Raw genomic sequence first — 21,139 nt, 5'->3', positions numbered from 1 at the left:
CCATGCGAACTGACAATCTATTAATTGAAATTGGAACAGAAGAATTACCTCCAAAGTCGTTGGCCAAATTGGCTCTAGCTTTTAGGGAAAACATACAGACAGGGTTTTCTGATAACGACCTAACATTCAGCCACGTAAACTGGTACGCCTCACCCAGACGACTCGCGGTCCTAGTTGATGGCTTGTCTGAATTCCAAGCAGACAAAGACGTCGAAAAACGTGGTCCAGCAGTTTCAGCAGCATTTGATCAAAATGACGAGCCTACCAAAGCAGCACAAGGATGGGCACGCTCTAATGGAATTGAAGTGCATCAAGCCGAACGATTGAAGACAGACAAAGGCGAATGGCTGTTGTTTAAAGCACAAGTCAAAGGACTAGCTATTAAGGAACTTCTAGCAGAGTTAGTTGAAAAAGCATTGAAGGCTCTGCCTATTCCTAAACCTATGCGCTGGGGAACAAAATCTACTCAGTTTATTCGACCAATTCATACAATAACCATGTTGTATGGCACTGACCTTATACAAGGCAAAGTGTTAGATGTTAGCTCAGCGCGTTTGATAAATGGACACAGATTCCATTGTGACGCACCTTTTGAACTAGACTGTGCAGATAACTATCTTAGTCAACTTGAGCAACACTTTGTTATCGCAGACCACAGTCGTCGTAAGTCAATTATCTCAGAGCAGATTCAAGCCTTAGCAAAACAAGAAAACGCAACTCCAGACGTTAATGAAGAATTGTTAGACGAAGTTACATCACTTGTTGAGTGGCCTGTTGCTTTAATTGCTAATTTTGATGAGTCTTTTTTAGCCGTACCAAAAGAAGCACTAATATATACAATGAAAGACGATCAAAAGTACTTTCCCTTATTAGATGAACACGGCCAATTAAAATCTAGATTTATCTTTATCACCAACATTGAAAGTAAAGATCCTGGAACAATCATTAGCGGTAATGAGAAAGTGATTCGACCCCGATTAGCTGATGCTGAGTTTTTCTTTAATACCGATAAAAAACAGACCTTAGAATCACGTCTTGAAAGTTTAAAAATGATATTATTTCAGAAACAATTAGGTACGCTTTATGAGAAGTCTGAACGTATTGCATCTATGGCAAAATGTATTGCAGTAATGTTAGGTACCGATCAAGAAACTGCATATAGAGCAGGTTTATTATGTAAAACAGACTTAATGACTAATATGGTTATGGAGTTTCCTGATGTCCAAGGTTTAATGGGCATGCATTATGCCAGATTAGATGGTGAATCAGAGCTTGTAGCATTAGCACAGAACGAACAATATATGCCACGTTTCGCTGGTGACAACCTACCGGCGTCAGAAGTCAGTGTATGTGTTGCCCTTGCAGATAAAATTGACACTCTGGTTGGTATCTTTGGTATAGGCCAAATACCTAAGGGTGATAAAGATCCCTTTGCGTTACGTCGCGCTGCTATCGGCGTTTTACGTATTATAGTTGACAAGACTTTACCACTAGACTTGAGTGATTTAGTTGATGCATCAATTTCTACATTTGGCGACAAGATAAGAACTGAAAATCTACAAATAAAAGTCATTGATTTTATTTTGGCAAGGTTTAAAGCTTGGTATGCAGAACAGGGTATAGCTACAGGCGTAGTGCAAGCGGTTGCAGTTAATCGCCCCACTCGTCCAGCCGATTTTGCTGCAAGAGTTGAAGCGGTCAAATCATTCAACACCTTAGAGTCTGCAGATTCTCTCGCTGCAGCTAACAAACGTGTTGCAAATATATTGGCTAAGAACGTATTTGAGGACAAGTTGTCTTTCAATAAGGCATTATTGCTTGAACCAGCTGAAATTGCCTTGGCAAGCAATTTGGAGTCTGTAGAAGCACGAATTAAACCCATGCTTGCTCAGTCAGATTATACCAATGCATTGGTTGTTTTGGCTGAACTTAGACAACCAATTGATGAATTTTTCGAAACTGTTATGGTTATGGCAGAGGATGAATCAGTTAAACGAAATAGGTTAACCTTATTATCAAGACTTAGAGGTTTATTTCTATGCTGTGCGGACATTTCAGTACTCAATTAATTTAATAATCTCGCAGTTTGTAAGTCATGTAATTTAGGACGTTAAACCAATATGAAAAAAATAGGATTTGTATCAGTGGCCATTTTTGCTAGCTTGCTTAGCGGCTGTGCAACAAATGTTATTGATAGCTTTATCAAAGAACAAAACTACGATGGCCTCTACCTTAGAGGTGTTTTTTCTTGGTGGGAAGCGGACGAAAAATATAAGTTAGTAGAACGCTCTGATCAAGTCTATTCAACCACTATTGAATTGATAGCCGATGGACAACCCTATGATTTTAAAATTGCCGACGCCACTTGGTCGCCAGGGAAGAACTGCGGCTATGCCAGTGAGTCAGATAAAGTGATTGTTGTTGGTGACTCTGTAAGATCTAGTTGCGAAACTACGGATGAAAACTTTCGCTTTACACCAGACGAAACTGGGACCTTCCAATTTACTATAGATTTTAGTGGATTTGGCGCTCCTAAAGTATCGATTGAAATCATAACCAATTGATTTTTAAAGTAAATAAAAAGGCCGCTAGATAGCGGCCTTTTTTATATGCTTGTTTAAACTAGACGTCTAAATTGGCTACCTTAAGGGCATTCTCTTCAATGAATGCTCTTCTAGGCTCAACTTGATCACCCATTAATGTTGTGAAAAGTTGATCTGCTCCAACAGCATCTTCGATGGTCACTTGAAGCATTCTGCGTGAAGCTGGATCCATAGTAGTTTCCCACAGCTGGATCGGATTCATCTCTCCTAACCCTTTATAACGCTGAATATATTGGCCACGTTTAGATTCAGCCATTAACCAGTCTAATGCATCCACAAATGTTGAAACTGGTTTAATTTTATCATTACGCTTCACATAACCCCCCGTCTCAATTATGCCATTGATAGCCAGATTAAGTGCCTTTAGGCGTTTATATTCATTAGAGTCAATAAACTCATGATCGATTCGATACTCGGTATCTATGCCATGCTTTCTGATAATAATGGTAACAAACCAGTTGTTTCTTTCAGAGTTATGACGTATTTCAAAGGAATAAGTTGCACCGTCTATTTCATCTAGTGTCAGCCCTTTAGTAAAATCATCAGCAAAATTTGTTAATTTTTGCTCATCATTTACATCTTCAGAATCAAGGGTAAGACTATAGACTAACTTATTAAGGATCACCTCTGGCATTAAGCGACTGATACGAGAAATCATAGTTACTGTTTCTTGGTATTGCTTCACCATACTTTCTAATGAGACACCTGTAATAGCAGGTGCATCTTCATTCACATGAAGTGAGGCACTATCCAAGGCTATAGATGTAAGATACTTAATTAAAGAATCATCATCTTTTAAGTATTGTTCCTGTTTACCTTTTTTAGTTTTATACAGAGGGGGTTGGGCAATATAAATATATCCACGCTCGATAATCTCTGGCATTTGTCTATAGAAGAAGGTCAACAGCAAAGTTCGAATGTGAGAACCATCCACATCAGCATCAGTCATGATAATGATGCGATGATAGCGCAATTTTTCAGGATTATATTCGTCTCGACCAATACCACAGCCTAGTGCAGTGATAAGAGTTGCTACCTCTTGTGAGGAAAGCATTTTGTCGAAGCGAGCCTTTTCAACGTTTAGGATTTTACCCTTTAGTGGCAATATAGCTTGGTTCTTTCGATTGCGACCCTGCTTTGCTGATCCGCCAGCAGAGTCCCCTTCCACTATGTATAGTTCTGAAAGCGCTGGATCTTTTTCTTGGCAATCAGCTAGTTTACCGGGTAAGCCAGCTAAATCTAACGCCCCTTTTCTGCGTGTCATTTCACGGGCTTTTCTTGCTGCGTCTCTTGCTCTCGCAGCATCGATAATTTTACCTACAATAATTTTACTTTCCGCAGGATTTTCCAGTAGAAATTCTTGAAGTTTTTCACCCATTGCAGTTTCTACAGCGGGTCTTACTTCTGAAGATACTAACTTGTCTTTCGTTTGTGAAGAGAACTTAGGATCGGGTACTTTTACTGAAATAATTGCAGTTAAACCTTCCCTTGCATCATCACCACTTGTACTTGTTTTAGCTTTCTTAGAAAGACCTTCTTTGTCCATATAGTTGTTCAGAGTCCGAGTCAAGGCGCCTCTAAAACCTGCTAAATGGCTACCACCATCTTTTTGTGGGATATTATTGGTAAAACAAAAAACATTCTCTTGGTAACTATCATTCCATTGCATAGCGACTTCAACAGAAATCCCATCATCACGATGTGAATCAAAATAGAATATTTTCTGATGTACAGGCGTTTTGTTTTGATTCAAATATTCAATAAAAGCTGTTATACCACCTTCATATTCAAATTTGTCAGTCTTGCCATCACGCTCATCTTCAAGAATGATACATACACCTGAGTTTAAAAAAGACAATTCACGTAACTTCTTAGCCAAAATATCGTAGTGAAACTCAACACCAGTAAATGTACCTTCACTTGGCCAAAAACGTAAACTTGTCCCTGTGGCTTCTGATTCGCCGATAACAGCTAAAGGTTGTTGTGGCACACCATGCTGATATTCTTGCTCATAAAGCTTTCCTCCACGGCGAACTTGTAACATGAGTTTCCTAGATAGCGCATTTACAACAGATACACCTACACCATGCAAACCACCGGATACTTTATAAGAATTATCATCGAACTTACCACCTGCATGCAATACAGTCATGATGACTTCGGCTGCTGACACACCCTCTTCTTCATGAATTTCAGTAGGAATACCACGACCATCATCTTTTACCGAAACTGAACCATCAATGTGAATTTTCACATTGATACTTGAACAATGTCCTGCAAGTGCTTCATCTATAGAATTATCTACCACCTCAAAAACCATGTGGTGTAATCCGGTACCATCGTCTGTGTCACCTATATACATACCCGGTCTTTTTCTAACGGCATCAAGTCCTTTTAGAACTTTAATACTCGACGAATCATAAACATTTTCTTCTGCCATTTGATTAAATCTCCTCTCTCACCTGGCCATGTTCCACGTGAAACACTTTTTTATCGTTATAGTTCTCTAAGAACTCTAGTTGTTTGATATCAATAGCTGTAACAAACAATTGAGTATCAGAAGTGTTTAATCTTGATATAAACACCTTTCTTTTTTCTTCATCTAATTCTGCTCCAACATCATCTAATAGAAAAATCGATGTTTTTGCTGTCCGCGCATGTAAATATTGAGTCTGAGCTAACTGCATGCCAGCAACTAACATTCTTAACTGCCCTCTAGATAAAACCTCATGAGCATTGACGCCTTGAGTTTTAATACGTAAATCAGCTTTATGAGGTCCGACGCTTAGAAACCCATACTTTTGGTCACGCTGCCTATTTTTAAATACAGCATCCGTTAAGCTATAACCTTTTTCCCACCCCCTATAATACGAAATTTCGAAGGAAAACTCAGGTAAAAAATCTTTTAAATTTGCATTTATAAGCTCTATTAAATGCTTATTTAGTAAACCTGCCCTTTTTGAACTGATTGACTCGCCCTTTTCACACAGCAAGTCATGCCAATAGTCCAAACCTTGTTTTGGTTGATTGCTTTTATACAAAGCGTTTAAGTGTTTTAAGCTTCTAGTGAAAACCTGAAAATCTGAATTAAATGATTGTTCCACGTGAAACAGTAACCAATCCAAATAACGTCTACGTAACTTTGGTGCACCAATTAATAAATCAGAACTCTGAGGCGTAAATATTTGAATGGGCAAATAACTGGCTAAATCTGTTGCACGTTTCGATTTTTGCCCATTAATATTAACGATGCAACTGTCATTTGCGAATCGGCTTATACCAAACCTTTGCTGATTACCGTCTTCGACAACTGCTGAACAGAAAATAGTAAAGCCTGGCTTATCATAACTAATTACACTTTTGTGTTTATGAGTACGAAAAGAACGTGCAAAACCTAAATAATGTAAGGCCTCTAATATTGATGATTTGCCACTACCGTTCGCACCTAAGAAAATATTTAAACTTTCATGTGCGGTCAGTGACAATTCATCGATATTTCTGAAATGGCTAATCTGGACTTTGTCCAGTTTCATAGGGAACGAAACTTCTTATATAAACTAATTACAATCTCATTGGCATAATGACGTATAACGCGGAATCATCCTTAGAGTCTTCAATCAATGCACTGCTATTTGAGTCGGCCAGAGTAATGCGTACATCTTCACAATTTAAGCCATTCATAACATCAATTAAATAGGCGACATTAAAACCAATTTCCAGACTATCCCCTTGATAATCAACATCTACGATTTCTTCAGCCTCTTCCTGCTCTGGGTTATTAGCTGTGATTTTTAGCTCACCGTTCGATAGATTTAGACGTACACCTCTGAACTTTTCATTTGATAAGATGGAGGCTCTAGAAAAGGCATGCTTCAAAACATCCTTACTAGATTCAATTTTTTTGTCGCCGTCTTTTGGCAAGACGCGTCTGTAATCAGGAAAACGCCCGTCAACTAACTTACTGGTGAATATAAAATCTGTAGAGAAAATTCTAATATGGTTTGAACCGACCTGTACTTTCACCAACTTTTCACTATCTTCAATTAAGCGAATTATCTCTAGAACACCTTTTCGAGGTATGATGACTTGGCGGTTAGGTAAGATTGCGCTTGTGTAATTTAAACGGCACAGTGCCAACCTGTGGCCATCAGTGGCGACAGTACGAATGAGATTATCTTCAGTCTCAAGAGACATACCATTCAGGTAATAACGCACATCTTGTTGCGCCATACAAAAATGCGTACTATCGATGAGACGCTTTAAATCTGATTGAGATATTTCGAACTCTAAATCACCTTGCCAATCTTCAAGATTTGGATAATCGTCGGCAGACAATGTTGATAAACTGTATTTACTGCGTCCAGATTTCAACAACGCTTTGTTGGATTCAACGCTAAAATCTATATTACTTCCTTCGTTTAGTCCCCTACAAATATCTAATAATTTTTTAGCAGGGACAGTTATCTCACCTTCAACTAACTCACCACTTAAGGTGACATTAGATATTAATTCAACCTCTAAATCCGTGCCTGTCAACCATAGTGAGTTATCACTAACCTTTATCAAAACATTAGATAATATAGGCAGTGTGTGGCGACGCTCAACAGCGCCTGAAACCAGTTGAAGTGGCTGTAAGAAGTTTTCCCTACTAATACTAAATTTCATCTTTTTACTCGTGAATTCTTATGAGGATAGTGTGCGAATTAAGTTCTGATAGTCTTCTTTTATATCATGACTTTCTTCCCTTAGCTGCACTATTTTTCTGCAGGCGTGCAATACTGTGGTGTGGTCTCGACCACCAAACGCATCACCAATTTCTGGTAAACTATGGTTAGTTAGTTCTTTAGATAAAGCCATAGCCATTTGTCTAGGCCTTGCAACACTGCGACTACGTCGTTTTGACAAGATATCAGCCATCTTAATCTTATAATATTCTGCTACCGTTTTTTGAATATTATCAATAGTGACTAATTTTTCTTGCAGCGCCAATAGATCACGAAGTGCTTCACGCACAAAGTCTATAGTGATGGGACGACCGGTGAAGTTCGCATTCGCTATTACTCGGTTTAACGCTCCTTCTAGCTCACGCACATTTGAACGTAAGCGTTTAGCAATAAAAAAAGCGACCTCATCAGGCAAAAATATTTTATTCTCAACAGCCTTACGCATCAAAATCGCAACACGCGTTTCTAATTCAGGCGGTTCTATAGCGATGGTAAGACCCCAACCAAACCGAGACTTCAAACGATCTTCAACACCAACTATCTCTTTTGGATAGCGATCAGAAGTCAGAATTATTTGCTGATTACCTTCCAATAAAGCATTAAAAGTATGAAAAAACTCTTCTTGTGAGCGTTCTTTATTGGCAAAAAATTGAATGTCATCAATAAGTAGTGCATCAACTGAGCGATAATAACGTTTAAATTCTTCTATAGCATTGTTTTGTAATGCCTTAACCATGTCTTGAACAAACCGTTCTGAATGCATATATACAACAGTCGCATTTTTCTTTTTGTCCATGATGCCATTACCCACAGCATGTAATAAATGGGTTTTACCTAAACCGGTACCTCCATAAATAAACAATGGGTTATAGGCACCACCAGGATTATCGGCAACTTGTTGGGAAGCGGCTCTTGCTAATTGATTAGATTTACCTTCAACAAAATTATCAAATTTGTAGGTTAAGTTAATGTTGCTTTTATGACCTGCTGCGATGGGTGCAGCAACGAAGGTATTGGAAACCGCTACTGAGGGTGGTGATGGTACTTGACTATTATTGTGTTGCCTGTTTTGCACTACTGGTGATGAAGGGGGACTATTTGCTCCGAAGTTTCTACTAGCATCTACATTGACAACCTTTACTTCAAATCTTAACTGGGGTGCTTTGTCTCCACAAAATTCAGCCAACAAATTATTAATATGCGAAAAATATTTATCCCTAACCCAATCCAAGACAAATCGATTAGGTGCGAAGAGAGTGATGTGAGCATCGCCATGATCGGCTTGAAGTGGTCTTATCCACATACTAAATTGTTGTATAGGTAAATCCTGCTGTAACCTATCTAGACACTTATCCCATATAGACATCGAAAAAAACAACTCCCCCCTTATAAATAAAGGCCAAAAAGGTATAAAAAAGAAATTACAAAACCAAAGGGAAAAGTAATAGCTGTATTATTATTAGTCAGTTAAGAGCAAACTTAAAACTAGCTGTGAATTATCTCGTTAATCAGCATACTAACGCAACATACATTTAAAATTAAATAGCAATAACTTCAACGTTACTTATATCTAATTGTTTTAATGGAAATAATTTCAATTAACCAATGTACAAGTGAAAGGTCTCTTGAGGCATATTTAATGCCAGAAATATATGTAAATTATAAATAACCAACTAATTTATCGTTCTATCTGTGGATAAAATGAACATTTTGAACAGTTATCAAATATTCATGTTCTAAAAATTCGATGCTATCAAACCAGAATGCTTTTAGTTAGAGTAAATGATTGACAAAATGTAATGTGATCTCTATTATTCAGCGTCATTTTTGAGCACGATGAAAACCTCTATTAAGGTTTTCATATAAATGCTCATTTTGTTTAAACCTTATGTATAGCGGGACTAGGTCATGAAAAGAACTTTTCAACCAAGCAACTTAAAACGTAAGCGTTCACACGGTTTTCGTGCCCGTATGGCGACTAAAAATGGCCGCAAGGTTATTGCCAATCGTCGTGCTAAAGGCCGTGCGCGCTTATCAGCTTAATTATCCAAGGTGGGTGAAAATCATTTTTCTAGGGAGCTAAGGCTACTTACTCCCACCCACTTTGAATATGTCTTCAAGAATGCAATACCATCTGTATCACCCCAACTTACCTTACTAGCCAGATTTAATACTTCAAACAATCCTCGTTTGGGCATCACTTTGGCTAAAAAAAGGGTCAAACATGCCCACGACAGAAATAGACTAAAACGCGTTATACGCGAAAGCTTTCGTTTACAACGTCATTCGTTTCCAAATATTGATATAGTTGTAGTCGGTAAAAGTGGTTTAGATAAGCTGTCGAATCAGGAATTGTTTTTTTTGCTGAGTAAATTATGGAAAAAGTTAGCGTCGCGCTGCGAAAAATCCCAATCGGTATAATTAAGCTCTATCAAACAGTGCTTTCTCCGATGTTAGGAGCTACATGCAGATTTCACCCCAGTTGCTCTCATTATGCAATTGACGCTATTACTGAACACGGAATGATAAAAGGGTGTTGGCTAAGCATCAAACGCATATTAAAATGCCATCCACTCAATGATGGTGGATATGATCCAGTGCCAGAAAAAAAACAAAATAAAGAATGATTTTTACACTTTTGCCCTCATAAATAATCTGGTCAAAAGTAAACAGTAACATCGCCGTGGTTTAATGTTTTGACATGAATAAGTCACACACATAATTAGTAGTTAATAAGAGTATTTTATGGAATCCCAACGCAGTTTTTTATTAATTGGCCTCGCTATGGTCGGCTTTTTATTATGGCAACAATGGCAATTAGATTATGGCCCACAGCCTATAGCACCTATAACAACATCCGCACCAACTAGCACTGAATTAGATATGCCTAGCTCAGATGATGTTCCGGTGGCTAGTTCAGACGAACAGGGCTTGATAGCGAGATCTACAAGCGGCGGGAAAATAATATCAGTCATCACTGACACACTAATTATTAGCATTGATACCAAAGGCGGTGATGTAGTATCAGCTAACTTAGCTAAGTTTCCTTTAGAGGAAGGTTCAAGTGAATCATATAGTTTACTAAAACCCAATGGTGATAAGTTATTTATTGCACAAAGCGGCTTAATCGGTCGAGATGGCACCGATAGTAAAGCACGTCCAACTTATACTGTTGCAAAAGATAGTTACTTTTTAGAAGGTGATTCCCTGACGGTGCCTCTTGAATTAGTAACACCTGGAGGTTTACAAGTCACAAAAAACTTCACCTTCACTCGTGACAGCCACAAAATTGATGTGAGTTATATCATCAAAAACAACACCAGTGATCCTAAACAAGTTCAGCAGTTTGGCCAACTCAAACAAAGTATGCTTGAACAAGAAGGCAGTATGTTTATGCCTATCTATCGTGGCGGCGCCTATTCGACAGAAGAAGACCGTTACGAAAAATATGCCTTCGACGATATGGTAGATATCGACCTTAAAAAAACCACTGCTGCAGGTTGGGCAGCAATGATAGAACATTATTTTGTATCGGCTTGGGTACCGCCACAAGACCAAAAAAACAAATTATTTAGCAGAATATTACAACAAACAAACGGTGTGATTGGGTTTACCGGTGAATCTGTGACTATTCAAGCAGGTGAGACAGCACAGATTAATAGCATCTTATACCTTGGACCCAAGGATCAAGATACCTTAGCCGGCATAGCTAGAGGTCTTGATCTAACAGTAGACTACGGTTTCTTGTTTATGATATCTCAACCACTTTTCTCTTTCTTGCAATTCATTCATAGCCTAGTCGGTAACTGGGGATTCTCTATCATCCTTATTACCATAGTCGTTAAAGGTGCTATGTATCCTCTTACCAAAAAACAATACGAATCTATGGCCAAAATGCGTGCCCTTAAACCCAAAATGGATGCACTCAAAGAACGTTTTGGCGATGACAAACAAAAAATGCAAAAAGCCATGATGGAAATGTATAAGAAAGACAAGGTTAACCCTATGGGTGGCTGTTTCCCTCTTTTACTTCAAATGCCAATATTTTTAGCATTATATTGGGTACTACTTGAAAGTGTTGAACTTAGGCATGCTGATTTTATATTTTGGATCACTGATTTAAGTGCAAAAGACCCGTTTTTTGTATTACCTGTGTTGACTGGTCTCAGTATGTGGTTTCTACAAAAGCTGCAACCAATGACAATGACAGACCCAATGCAACAAAAAATCATGCAGTTTATGCCTGTTGCTATGAGTCTGTTCTTCTTTATATTCCCAGCAGGTTTAGTACTTTACTGGTTGATAAGTAACGTTATTACTTTAATTCAAGCTAAAATAATTTACGCTTCAATGGAAAAGCGCGGGTTAAAAACCAAGTAAGTTTGTAATTTTATCAAAAGCCCGTTTTATACTTTATTTACATATAAAACGGGCTTTTTTGTGCATACAATAATGCAGTCATCCATCAAGCTTAGGAATCCACATGCCATCATTAGATATAGTTTCAGAAATTGATTTAGCCGAATTACTTAATGCTGTCGATAACGCTAATAGAGAATTAAGTACACGTTTTGATTTTAGAGGTGTAGAGGCCAGCTTTGAACTAAAAGAAAGCATAGTTACTATGATTGCTGACAATGATTTCCAACTCAAACAGATGCTCGATATACTACGTGGCACATGTGTGAAACGTAATGTAGACACCGCAGCCTTCGAAGAAAAAGATGTACAGCACATTGGCAAAATTTATAAACAAGCCATCGCTTTTAAGCAAGGTATTGAACAGCCTGTAGCCAAAAAGATTATTAAACTTATCAAAGATGCCAAGATAAAAGTGCAAACTCAAATACAGGGCGAACAAGTGCGAGTCACAGGTAAAAAACGCGACGACTTGCAACAAGTTATGGCATTAGCAAAAGATGCTGATTTAGAACAACCATTACAATTTACTAACTTCAGAGACTAATAAAAATATGGCTGTAACAGGTTTATCATCACAGCAAGATACTATTGTTGCACAAGCCACGGCCCCAGGTCGTGGTGGTGTTGGGATAATCCGAATTTCTGGCAATCTAGCAAGTGCCGCTGCGCAAACAATATTAGGTAAACTACCTGAAACCCGCAAAGCAGAATATTTACCTTTTTCTGACACAAACAATAACCTTATCGACCAAGGCATAGCCTTATTCTTTAAAGCACCAAACTCATTTACCGGTGAAGATGTGCTCGAACTGCAAGGCCATGGCGGCCAAGTCGTATTAGACATGTTGTTAAATGCTATTTTAAAAATACCCAAGTTACGCATTGCTCGACCAGGCGAATTTAGTGAACGTGCATTTTTAAATGACAAATTGGATTTAGCGCAAGCCGAAGCCATAGCCGATCTCATTGATGCCAGTTCTGAACAAGCAGCAAAAGGTGCGTTACGTTCTTTACAAGGAGCGTTTTCCCACCATATTCATACTTTGGTCGAACAAGTAATTCATTTGCGTATGTACGTCGAAGCAGCAATTGATTTCCCTGATGAAGAAATCGATTTTTTAAGCGACGGAAAAATTCAAAAAGACTTAGAAATAATAATCAAATCCTTTGAAACCTTGCGTCAGCAAACTAAACAAGGTGCGTTACTTAGAGAAGGAATGCGAGTAGTTATAGCGGGAAAACCTAATGCAGGTAAATCCAGCTTACTTAATGCATTAGCAGGAAGAGACGCAGCCATAGTCACTGATATTGCTGGAACGACTCGTGATGTGCTCAAAGAGCATATTCATATCGATGGTATGCCTTTACACATAATTGATACTGCAGGCTTAAGGGATAGTCCTGACAAGGTAGAGAAAATTGGTATTGAACGGGCTTGGCAAGAAATCAATCAAGCTGATCGCGTGTTATTTATGCTCGACAGTACTGAATCAACAGAAACCCATCCTGAAAAGATATGGCCAGAGTTTTACCAGCAACTACCCAAAAATATTGGGCTAAGTATTATCCGTAATAAAATAGATCTGTCTAATGAATCCATTGGTTTTGATGATAGTGGCGACTACCCAGTCATTTCAATCTCTGCCAGCAATGAGCAGGGACTCACCTTTTTAACTGATCATTTAAAAGATTGCATGGGCTTTAGTGCAAGCTCAGAAGGGCAGTTTATCGCTCGCAGACGCCATTTAGATGCCATAGACAGAGCAGCGGAACACTTGTATCTGGGTAAACACCAATTGGAAGAACACCTTGCCGGCGAATTACTAGCGGAAGAACTGCGCTTAACCCAACAACACCTCAATGAAATCACGGGTGAATTCACCTCCGACGACCTACTCACTAAGATATTTTCTTCATTTTGTATTGGAAAATAAGGTTCGAAAATTGTCATTCTCAAAACAATATTAAATAACCTAGCGCCAATATTAATGCCCATCCCAGCAATACAAATATTTTATAAAATAATGAATGTTCTGCTTCATAAGTTTCAGACGAGATCCCAACTAAAGGTCGTAAAATATTTATTCTTTTTAATATTTCGTAACTCACTAAACAAAAACTAACGGTTATCACAGTGACCCAAAACGCCTCTAAAAAAAGCCCTAACATTAGTACACTTAAGGAAAAAGCTGCCACTATTAATACACTTTGATGCAACAAATAACTTGGGTAAACAACTCGAGCAATATAATTTAATGCAGAACTTGGTTTATTTAAGTAAGCATAGCCATAACCTAAAATAGCTAAAACCCATACCCAACGATTGGCTAGCAACAAACTCGTTTCTATATTTGAATAAACCGCAACTAGTGGCTCTGTACGAAATAGTAATAATATAACAGCCCTACATAGCTAGTTAAGGATAGACCTAGGTTTACTCTTCGATACTTAAGAATGGGTTGCCAACTACTTTCTCTTTGCCAAATAATATATCCAAAAAAAAAGAAACAAAACCCGCGGGCTATTCTTATGCCTTCATCAGATTCAGGAAATAATAATAGTGCCGCAGCCGACAAAAATATAACTGGTAAATACAATATTGCTGCAATACCAAGGCGAGATCCAACCCAATCAACACTTGGTTTATTTTTACTAAAGACAAAATCGGGTGAAGAAATAACAATATTAATGAAAAGCACCATAACTCACGTAAATACCAAAGATGGTTTACATCCATATACGGCAGTATTCCAGATTGATAATCTGTAAAAATAGAATTATCTAAATCAAAATAAGCGAGATAAAAATCCCAATAGCCAAATTGTAAATCGTCTTTAGCTGTCATCTCTACATAAAGTTGTGGCGGCACTTATCACCAATACCCCAAACAATAATGTCAACAACAAACGCCAAGTCCGTGCTTTAGCAAAATGAATAAGTGAATATTTTTCTAATAAATAACGCGAAGCGACACCAGATATAAAAAATAATAAGGGTAAGCGCCATCTATTAACCAACAACATAAAATTTTGCAAAATTTCACTCTGATATTGGCTTTTATAGTGGAATCCCCAATCAGCTACATACAACATACTAATGTGATAAAAAATCAAAACAGCAAAAGCTAACACTCTTAACCAGTCCAGGTCATAACGACGTTCCATAAAATGCCCAAATATAAAATCTACTAGAGATAAAATATTGATTAAACCAACTTAGTTGAAATAGTTAAGTGTTTAACAACGATAAAGTAGTGACAATAGATGGAATATAGGGATGAATTAGGCATGGTGAACCTATACCAATCCCGGTAAAGAAGTGTTCACTCAGAAAGCCCCGTAACGGATGTTAGAGGTTTAAAAAAGCTTACTCAGCGTTGCATGAATTTAAAAGAGGCCGGCTATTCCTGCATTCACGCGTCTTGATTAAGCTTTTTTAAATCTCGCTGAGCGGTCATTTCTTTACTGGGATTGGTATTAGTCACAATGTACAATACTAAGATTAAAGAAATGATAAAGTAAATAAATGGCTAAGTTTGAAATTATAGTAGGCAGTGTATTAGGCGCTAGTGAATATGTCGCCGACGCACTACAAGAAGTTTTATTAAGTCATACCCATAGTGCTGAAATTCATTTAACCCCACGGTTATCAGAATTAGATCAAAGTGCTAATTGGGTTATTTGTACTTCTACTCATGGCGCGGGTGACTTGCCAGATAATATCCAACCTTTTGCAGATCAATTGAAGACTCAAACTTTAACCACCACGCCGTTTTTAGTCGTTGGTTTAGGTGATAGCAGTTATGACACCTACTGCCACGGATCCATACAAATAGAAAATATTATGGTGAAAGCTGGCGCGAAACTATTGTGCCCTGCCCTGCATATTGATGTACTTAATCATCCTATCCCTGAAGATGCTGCAGTTGAATGGCTTAAAGACTGGCTAAAAAATAATGAACAAACAGCATAGATACTCAATGAAGTTACCCAATAAACTTTTATGCAATTAAATAAAGCAGAACAAACAGCCCTACTTCAGCCTTTGAGCAATGATGCACGTATATTGTATATTCTTGGGATAAAACCTACTGCTGAAGAGTCTAGCGGAGCAACGGCAACATTAAATTATAAGTCTTTGCTATCCATTTTAAATGCTAAAGAAGAGAAATATACTTTGGGTCGACAAGTTAACAGCTTAATAAAAGAGCTGCTAAGTGTAGGCCTAGTCAATTTTCAAGACGAGATAGAACTTAATCATAGTTTTAATGGTAAAACCCTGATTCTGCCTTTGATCACAATGAAAGCTGATGAGTATTCAAGGTTACATCTTAATTGGCATGCCATGCATATTGATTGGCTCCCTAATAAAAAATTAATCACAGATTTGGCCAAACTACTGGGTATTATTGATTATGATTACACTACAAATGAGTTAGGTGATTTTATTGCTTATTGGTTAGGTAGGCCAGTGTCACAGTTTAGCGAATATCAATGGACTCAAAAGTTTGTTTTTAACTTAAAAAAAATGCGTTTAGCCCATGGATTTAAAAATGTTGAAAAAGTGGGTCAGCAAATAGTGCAAACTAAGGCAGGTATTCACGCTGATGAAAACGCTAAAAATTTAGTGGCTAAATATAATAAAACAAACACACAGTAAACGGCTATATACTAAGTAATAGCATAGTAAATTTCATATTTATCAATCGGAATAATATAACTCGTGGACAGCATTAAAGACAAAATTCAAAGATTAGGTAAAGCACTAGGTCGCCAATATGTTCCTGAAAAATATACCAACTATGCCGACTTAAAATCTGAATATGAAGCGTTAGCCAATCGTGATGTAAAACAGCTACAACGAGAAGGCAAAAAGCAACGCATCCAAGACATTCAAGGTCGCTCTGAACTGAATCCCAAATGGACTTTCGCTAATCTAATTGAAGACAGCAATGATGTAAAAGAAGCAGTCAGCATTGCTAAATCTTTTATCGCAGCTCATGAAGATATGAATTGGCGAAGAAGTGGAGCCCATATGATGATTTTTTACGGCGATTATGGCCGCGGAAAATCTCATACGGCCGGGGCTATTGCTCATGAACTAATTGAAAAATATGAAATTTCGGTTCTATACAGACAACTATCTACCATTTTAGAAATGCGTTTCTTTTCTTATGATTACAATGCCCAAGATAATGTTGGACAGAAATTTCGTGAGATAAACCAAGAATTACTTGATGTGGATTTGCTCATACTCGATGAGGTTTGTGTTAACGAAAGTGTTTTGAAGAAAAATGCTCAAAGCTGGTTAGGCAATGTATTAAGACAAAGACTGGCTCATCATAAAAATTGTATTATGATCACTAATCACAACCTGGCTGAATTAGAAAACGCTTTAGGCCGATATTGTTTTGAATCAATCAAGGAATACGATACTTACAAGGTAAAATTCTCAGGCCCAAGTAGGCGCAAAGAAATTATTCCTGCTCAACCAGAACCTCAACAGCCTCAAACAACCTCTGGTTATCGCCCAAATCAAGTAAAATAATTGCTATAAAAAACGGTCTATTTAAACATTTCTAGATATACCTGCTACTTACCCATTGTTTACACACTGGGTACTTATCAAGGATATTACAAATGAAAAATTCTATTAAATTGAGCACTTATTTAAACGCCATATTAATTTATCTCATACTCTTTTATTCCACATCCCTTTTTGCTGAAACCTTCAAAGAGACTTTCGATGTTAGTTTAAGCGGTCAATTGACCATCAAAACCGACGCTGGCTCGATCAAAATAGAAACTCATGATCAAGCAACAATAGAGCTACGGGTTAATATTTAAAATAAAGAAGGTGATGATTTCTCTTATCGCCATGAACTTCTGGTGGATCAATTAATACAGATACCATTAGCGGCAATCTTGATGCCCATACATCAGGTGGAAGCATTATGGTGACAATGGATAAACAACTAACAAAAGATGCCAAACTCACCACGTCTGGAGGCTCAATTACTGCTTATCTCATACCTGATGTTCAAGTAGATATTAATGCTTCAACTAGTGGTGAACAAAAATTAACCTTAAAAACCAGTGGAGGCAGTATCAATATCATAGAAATTTAATCACTTAAACGCTGATAAATTAAGCATAAAACTCCTATTTTCATGGCAATTATTATTAAGTTTGTGAAGTATTAGTCGTCAATCTATTCACAAACTTACCTTGATAATCATGTAATCGGCATATTTGGCTAAGTTTTTGCTCTAAACACAAATTTATTTTACTAAATACAAAAATTTTTTAAGTGACGTCTGAAGTTTTGGCCTCTAATACTAACCTCAGAGGATTAGTTTTGATCTTTCCTTTATAAATCATGATCTAACCTTGTGGACACTAATTTTTGATCACAAGTTACACACAGTTAGATCAAAAGATGTTATTCGTTGTGGATAGTTTTATGTATAACTGATGTAAAAGCAGTTTATATCCACTGGGTAACATTAGGATCAAATCACCCTGTGGATAAAACAGCTAGTTACACCCACCTTATACCAGTTTGATCAAACCTTATTCACATAATTATCTTCCCTATAACACCTTGATATAAATAAAGAATAATGACTTACTAACAGAAAGTTGGCTCCTTAGTAATAGTAATAATAAACATAAGATCTAAAAGATCTTATAAAGATTAAGGGATCAATAAAACAGGAATTGAATAGTTTTTAAGCATTTTACTTACGCTGAAATCTATATAGAATATGCCTCCCAATTTACTTGGGTCAATTTGATCATTTAGCTTTTGAGGAAAATCATGTTTTATCAACAACATTTTGACGTTATCGTTGTCGGTGGTGGCCACGCAGGGACAGAAGCTGCATTGGCATCTGCACGCATGGGCTCAAGTACTCTTTTGCTAACTCACAATATTGAAACCTTAGGGCAAATGTCTTGCAATCCCGCTATTGGCGGCATTGGAAAGGGCCATCTAGTCAAAGAAATAGACGCATTAGGTGGTGCTATGGCCTTAGCAACTGACAAAGCCGGTATTCAATTTAGAACTTTAAATTCAAGCAAAGGTCCCGCCGTTCGGGCCACTCGTGCACAAGCAGACAGATCCCTATACCGTAACGAAATTCGTAACCTAGTTGAAAACCAAGAGAATCTGACGTTGTTTCAACAATCTTGTGATGATCTAATCGTTGAACAGGATCGCGTTGTGGGTGTGGTCACACAGATGGGTCTTAAATTCCATGCCAAAAGCGTTGTTATCACCGTAGGCACATTTTTAGGCGGCACCATTCATATTGGTATGGAAAACTACAAAGGAGGCCGTGCTGGCGATCCTCCTTCGATCGCATTAGCGGATAGACTTCGTGCATTACCTTTTAGAGTTGATCGCTTAAAAACCGGCACGCCTGCCAGATTAGATGCTCGTACCCTTAATTTTGACGTGATGCAAATACAACATGGGGATACACCTGTTCCGGTATTTTCATATATGGGACAAGCCAGCGATCATCCTAAACAGATCCCTTGTTACATCACACACACTAATGAAAAAACCCACGAAATTATACGTGGTGGGCTAGATAGATCTCCAATGTACACGGGCGTAATAGAAGGAATAGGTCCAAGATATTGTCCATCTATTGAAGATAAAATCCATCGATTTGCTGATAAAAACTCACATCAAATATTTGTCGAGCCAGAAGGTTTAAACAGCATCGAAATGTATCCAAATGGTATATCAACAAGTTTACCCTTTGACATACAAATGAACTTTGTACGTTCAATAATCGGTTTTGAAAATGCACATATTATTCGTCCAGGTTATGCAATCGAATATGATTTTTTCGATCCTCGGGATCTTAAACAAACCTTAGAAACTAAATTTATTAGTGGATTATTTTTTGCCGGTCAAATTAATGGAACAACGGGTTATGAAGAAGCCGGTGCCCAAGGGTTAATAGCAGGCGCAAATGCAGCCTTACAAGTACAACAAAAAGACGAATTTACCTTACGTCGTGATGAAGCCTATATGGGCGTCTTAATTGACGATTTATCTACTATGGGCACTAAAGAACCTTACCGAATGTTTACCAGCCGAGCTGAATACCGTTTGTTGTTACGTGAAGATAATGCAGATATACGTTTAACAGCAAAAGGTCATGAAATTGGTTTAGTTGATGAACAACGATGGAAAGCTTTTAATCAAAAATTAGAAGCTATCGAATTGGAAAGGCAACGCCTCAAATCAACATGGGTTTATCCATCTCATGAATCCACTAAAGCATTAAATGTTTTACTAAAGAACCCGGTGACTAAAGAAAACACCTTAGAAGATTTAATCCGTCGTCCAGAAATGACATATCAAACCTTGATGCAAATAGAAGCATTTGGACCTAAAATCGAAAACAAACAAGCATCTGAGCAAGTTGAAATCCAAATTAAATATGCTGGATACATAGAGCGTCAAAAAGACGAAATTGCTAAAACCATGCGTAATGAAAATACTTTAATACCGTTGGAATTTGATTTCAGTCAGATTTCTGGACTGAGCAACGAAGTCGTTGCAAAACTAACTGATAGCCGTCCAGAAACTATCGGTAAAGCAGGCAGAATATCAGGCATTACACCTGCTGCAGTTTCATTACTATTAGTATATTTGAAAAAACATGGACTGTTGATTGGCACCAGTAAAGATCAAAAGAAAATTTCAGCCTAATGAATGAGCAAGCAAGCTTAGAAAATGAATTATTAACTATTTTAAAAAATAGTATGAAAAATTGTGAGCTCGTTGTCACTGAAGAGCAGCAACAGCAACTGATTCATTATGTGTTGATGATGCATAAATGGAATAAAGCGTACAATTTGACTTCAGTACGAGATCCGCAGCAAATGGTGATCAAACATATAGTTGATTCTATAGTGGTTGCACCATTTTTAGATAAAACTCACTATATTGATGTAGGTACGGGTCCTGGGTTACCGGGGATCCCTCTGGCTATAATGTGTCCGGACAAACAGTTTATTTTATTGGATAGCTTAGGCAAACGTGTACGATTTATGAAACAGGTTGCCTATGAATTAAAAATATACAATATCCAAACTGTGCAATCAAGAGTTGAAGATTTTGTGCCTAGTGTGGAAATTGATGGAGTATTGAGCAGAGCCTTTGCATCATTAAAAGATATGTTGCACTGGTGCCAACATCTGGTAGATTCTCAAGGTGTTTTTCTTGCATTAAAAGGTCAACTTTCTGCAGATGAGTTGCATAGTTTACCTTTAGGATTTATTTTACAAGAAACAATTAAACTAGACGTCCCAGGCCTTGAAGGCGAACGTTATATTGTCAAAATTAAAAAACAATCAGTTGGCTAGA

Annotated in this window: 22 protein-coding genes; 16 read left to right on the top strand and 6 right to left on the bottom strand. The window is 37.6% G+C overall.

Going from position 1 to position 21,139, the window contains the following annotated elements:
- Positions 1-2 precede the first annotated feature (2 nt).
- Both glyS and CXF95_RS15905 read left to right on the top strand, forming a co-directional pair.
- On the top strand, positions 3-2,069 hold the full coding sequence (glyS, locus tag CXF95_RS15910) for a glycine--tRNA ligase subunit beta (protein WP_101199611.1): 2,067 nt from the start codon (positions 3-5) through the stop codon (positions 2,067-2,069).
- A gap of 51 nt (positions 2,070-2,120) precedes the next feature.
- Positions 2,121-2,564: a hypothetical protein gene (locus CXF95_RS15905; protein WP_101199610.1), complete on the top strand. Its 444-nt coding sequence runs from the start codon at positions 2,121-2,123 to the stop codon at positions 2,562-2,564.
- Positions 2,565-2,622: 58 nt separating this feature from the next.
- On the opposite strand, the gene gyrB is transcribed toward CXF95_RS15905, so the two are convergent.
- The 4 genes from gyrB to dnaA are packed head-to-tail and all read right to left on the bottom strand — an operon-like array spanning position 2,623 to position 8,693.
- Entirely contained in the window at positions 2,623-5,043 is a 2,421-nt protein-coding gene (gene gyrB / locus CXF95_RS15900) for a DNA topoisomerase (ATP-hydrolyzing) subunit B (RefSeq protein WP_101199609.1), read from the bottom strand.
- A gap of 4 nt (positions 5,044-5,047) precedes the next feature.
- Entirely contained in the window at positions 5,048-6,136 is a 1,089-nt protein-coding gene (recF, locus tag CXF95_RS15895; protein WP_101199608.1) for a DNA replication/repair protein RecF, read from the bottom strand.
- Between the two features lie 28 nt (positions 6,137-6,164).
- Positions 6,165-7,268: a DNA polymerase III subunit beta gene (gene dnaN / locus CXF95_RS15890; protein ID WP_101199607.1), complete on the bottom strand. Its 1,104-nt coding sequence runs from the start codon at positions 7,266-7,268 to the stop codon at positions 6,165-6,167.
- A gap of 18 nt (positions 7,269-7,286) precedes the next feature.
- Complete coding sequence (gene dnaA, locus CXF95_RS15885) at positions 7,287-8,693, bottom strand: chromosomal replication initiator protein DnaA (protein WP_101199606.1); 1,407 nt, start codon at positions 8,691-8,693, stop codon at positions 7,287-7,289.
- A gap of 542 nt (positions 8,694-9,235) precedes the next feature.
- Between dnaA and rpmH the strand changes: the two genes are divergently transcribed.
- From rpmH to mnmE, 6 genes are all read left to right on the top strand, one after another.
- Positions 9,236-9,370, top strand: a complete 135-nt coding sequence (gene rpmH, locus CXF95_RS15880; protein ID WP_007615483.1) for a 50S ribosomal protein L34 — start codon at positions 9,236-9,238, stop codon at positions 9,368-9,370.
- A gap of 9 nt (positions 9,371-9,379) precedes the next feature.
- Positions 9,380-9,748, top strand: coding sequence for a ribonuclease P protein component (rnpA, locus tag CXF95_RS15875; protein WP_101199605.1), 369 nt, complete (start codon positions 9,380-9,382; stop codon positions 9,746-9,748).
- Complete coding sequence (gene yidD / locus CXF95_RS15870) at positions 9,703-9,954, top strand: membrane protein insertion efficiency factor YidD (RefSeq protein ID WP_101199604.1); 252 nt, start codon at positions 9,703-9,705, stop codon at positions 9,952-9,954. The genes rnpA and yidD overlap by 46 nt, the downstream gene beginning before the upstream one ends.
- Before the next feature lie 118 nt (positions 9,955-10,072).
- Positions 10,073-11,707: a membrane protein insertase YidC gene (gene yidC / locus CXF95_RS15865; RefSeq protein WP_101199603.1), complete on the top strand. Its 1,635-nt coding sequence runs from the start codon at positions 10,073-10,075 to the stop codon at positions 11,705-11,707.
- Between the two features lie 103 nt (positions 11,708-11,810).
- The gene (locus CXF95_RS15860) at positions 11,811-12,293 is read left to right on the top strand and encodes a YajQ family cyclic di-GMP-binding protein (RefSeq protein WP_101199602.1); all 483 of its coding nucleotides are present in this window, start codon (positions 11,811-11,813) and stop codon (positions 12,291-12,293) included.
- Positions 12,294-12,300: 7 nt separating this feature from the next.
- A complete protein-coding gene (gene mnmE, locus CXF95_RS15855; protein WP_101199601.1) occupies positions 12,301-13,683 on the top strand; it encodes a tRNA uridine-5-carboxymethylaminomethyl(34) synthesis GTPase MnmE in 1,383 nt (460 codons plus the stop codon).
- Positions 13,684-13,702: 19 nt separating this feature from the next.
- Here mnmE and CXF95_RS15850 read toward each other — a convergent pair whose 3' ends face one another.
- Complete coding sequence (locus CXF95_RS15850) at positions 13,703-14,086, bottom strand: hypothetical protein (RefSeq protein ID WP_101199600.1); 384 nt, start codon at positions 14,084-14,086, stop codon at positions 13,703-13,705.
- 192 nt (positions 14,087-14,278) lie between these two features.
- Between CXF95_RS15850 and CXF95_RS15845 the strand changes: the two genes are divergently transcribed.
- Positions 14,279-14,518, top strand: a complete 240-nt coding sequence (locus CXF95_RS15845; RefSeq protein ID WP_157828161.1) for a hypothetical protein — start codon at positions 14,279-14,281, stop codon at positions 14,516-14,518.
- Positions 14,519-14,583: 65 nt separating this feature from the next.
- On the opposite strand, the gene CXF95_RS15840 is transcribed toward CXF95_RS15845, so the two are convergent.
- A complete protein-coding gene (locus CXF95_RS15840; protein WP_101199598.1) occupies positions 14,584-14,913 on the bottom strand; it encodes an acyltransferase family protein in 330 nt (109 codons plus the stop codon).
- A 361-nt stretch (positions 14,914-15,274) separates the two neighbouring features.
- Here CXF95_RS15840 and mioC point away from each other — a divergent pair, with 361 nt between their 5' ends.
- The 7 genes from mioC (at position 15,275) to rsmG (ending at position 21,138) form a co-directional block, all read left to right on the top strand.
- Complete coding sequence (mioC, locus tag CXF95_RS15835) at positions 15,275-15,721, top strand: FMN-binding protein MioC (RefSeq protein WP_101199597.1); 447 nt, start codon at positions 15,275-15,277, stop codon at positions 15,719-15,721.
- Positions 15,722-15,751: 30 nt separating this feature from the next.
- The gene (locus tag CXF95_RS15830; RefSeq protein ID WP_101199596.1) at positions 15,752-16,408 is read left to right on the top strand and encodes a DnaT-like ssDNA-binding domain-containing protein; all 657 of its coding nucleotides are present in this window, start codon (positions 15,752-15,754) and stop codon (positions 16,406-16,408) included.
- 63 nt (positions 16,409-16,471) lie between these two features.
- Complete coding sequence (locus tag CXF95_RS15825; RefSeq protein WP_101199595.1) at positions 16,472-17,296, top strand: ATP-binding protein; 825 nt, start codon at positions 16,472-16,474, stop codon at positions 17,294-17,296.
- Positions 17,297-17,388: 92 nt separating this feature from the next.
- Complete coding sequence (locus CXF95_RS15820; protein WP_101199594.1) at positions 17,389-17,595, top strand: hypothetical protein; 207 nt, start codon at positions 17,389-17,391, stop codon at positions 17,593-17,595.
- Between the two features lie 116 nt (positions 17,596-17,711).
- Entirely contained in the window at positions 17,712-17,876 is a 165-nt protein-coding gene (locus tag CXF95_RS29620; protein ID WP_157828160.1) for a hypothetical protein, read from the top strand.
- Positions 17,877-18,568: 692 nt separating this feature from the next.
- The gene (gene mnmG, locus CXF95_RS15815; RefSeq protein WP_101199593.1) at positions 18,569-20,482 is read left to right on the top strand and encodes a tRNA uridine-5-carboxymethylaminomethyl(34) synthesis enzyme MnmG; all 1,914 of its coding nucleotides are present in this window, start codon (positions 18,569-18,571) and stop codon (positions 20,480-20,482) included.
- Positions 20,482-21,138, top strand: a complete 657-nt coding sequence (gene rsmG / locus CXF95_RS15810; RefSeq protein WP_101199592.1) for a 16S rRNA (guanine(527)-N(7))-methyltransferase RsmG — start codon at positions 20,482-20,484, stop codon at positions 21,136-21,138. The genes mnmG and rsmG overlap by 1 nt, the downstream gene beginning before the upstream one ends.
- The last annotated feature ends 1 nt before the right edge of the window (position 21,139 follow it).

The organism is Paraglaciecola sp. MB-3u-78, assembly GCF_002835935.1.
Lineage (GTDB): Bacteria > Pseudomonadota > Gammaproteobacteria > Enterobacterales > Alteromonadaceae > Paraglaciecola.
The sequence above is the reverse complement of the archived record's forward strand: the minus strand, read 5'-3'. Positions and strand labels throughout refer to the sequence as shown.

Bases quoted from the DNA above. Each gene is read 5' to 3' on its own strand.
- glyS (WP_101199611.1), top strand. From the start codon at position 3: ATGCGAACTGACAATCTATTAATTGAAATTGGAACAGAAGAATTACCT.
- CXF95_RS15905 (WP_101199610.1), top strand. From the start codon at position 2,121: ATGAAAAAAATAGGATTTGTATCAGTGGCCATTTTTGCTAGCTTGCTT.
- gyrB (WP_101199609.1), bottom strand. From the start codon at position 5,043: ATGGCAGAAGAAAATGTTTATGATTCGTCGAGTATTAAAGTTCTAAAA.
- recF (WP_101199608.1), bottom strand. From the start codon at position 6,136: ATGAAACTGGACAAAGTCCAGATTAGCCATTTCAGAAATATCGATGAA.
- dnaN (WP_101199607.1), bottom strand. From the start codon at position 7,268: ATGAAATTTAGTATTAGTAGGGAAAACTTCTTACAGCCACTTCAACTG.
- dnaA (WP_101199606.1), bottom strand. From the start codon at position 8,693: ATGTCTATATGGGATAAGTGTCTAGATAGGTTACAGCAGGATTTACCT.
- rpmH (WP_007615483.1), top strand. From the start codon at position 9,236: ATGAAAAGAACTTTTCAACCAAGCAACTTAAAACGTAAGCGTTCACAC.
- yidD (WP_101199604.1), top strand. From the start codon at position 9,703: ATGGAAAAAGTTAGCGTCGCGCTGCGAAAAATCCCAATCGGTATAATT.
- yidC (WP_101199603.1), top strand. From the start codon at position 10,073: ATGGAATCCCAACGCAGTTTTTTATTAATTGGCCTCGCTATGGTCGGC.
- CXF95_RS15860 (WP_101199602.1), top strand. From the start codon at position 11,811: ATGCCATCATTAGATATAGTTTCAGAAATTGATTTAGCCGAATTACTT.
- mnmE (WP_101199601.1), top strand. From the start codon at position 12,301: ATGGCTGTAACAGGTTTATCATCACAGCAAGATACTATTGTTGCACAA.
- CXF95_RS15845 (WP_157828161.1), top strand. From the start codon at position 14,279: ATGCCTTCATCAGATTCAGGAAATAATAATAGTGCCGCAGCCGACAAA.
- CXF95_RS15840 (WP_101199598.1), bottom strand. From the start codon at position 14,913: ATGGAACGTCGTTATGACCTGGACTGGTTAAGAGTGTTAGCTTTTGCT.
- mioC (WP_101199597.1), top strand. From the start codon at position 15,275: ATGGCTAAGTTTGAAATTATAGTAGGCAGTGTATTAGGCGCTAGTGAA.
- CXF95_RS15830 (WP_101199596.1), top strand. From the start codon at position 15,752: ATGCAATTAAATAAAGCAGAACAAACAGCCCTACTTCAGCCTTTGAGC.
- CXF95_RS15820 (WP_101199594.1), top strand. From the start codon at position 17,389: ATGAAAAATTCTATTAAATTGAGCACTTATTTAAACGCCATATTAATT.
- CXF95_RS29620 (WP_157828160.1), top strand. From the start codon at position 17,712: ATGGATAAACAACTAACAAAAGATGCCAAACTCACCACGTCTGGAGGC.
- mnmG (WP_101199593.1), top strand. From the start codon at position 18,569: ATGTTTTATCAACAACATTTTGACGTTATCGTTGTCGGTGGTGGCCAC.
- rsmG (WP_101199592.1), top strand. From the start codon at position 20,482: ATGAATGAGCAAGCAAGCTTAGAAAATGAATTATTAACTATTTTAAAA.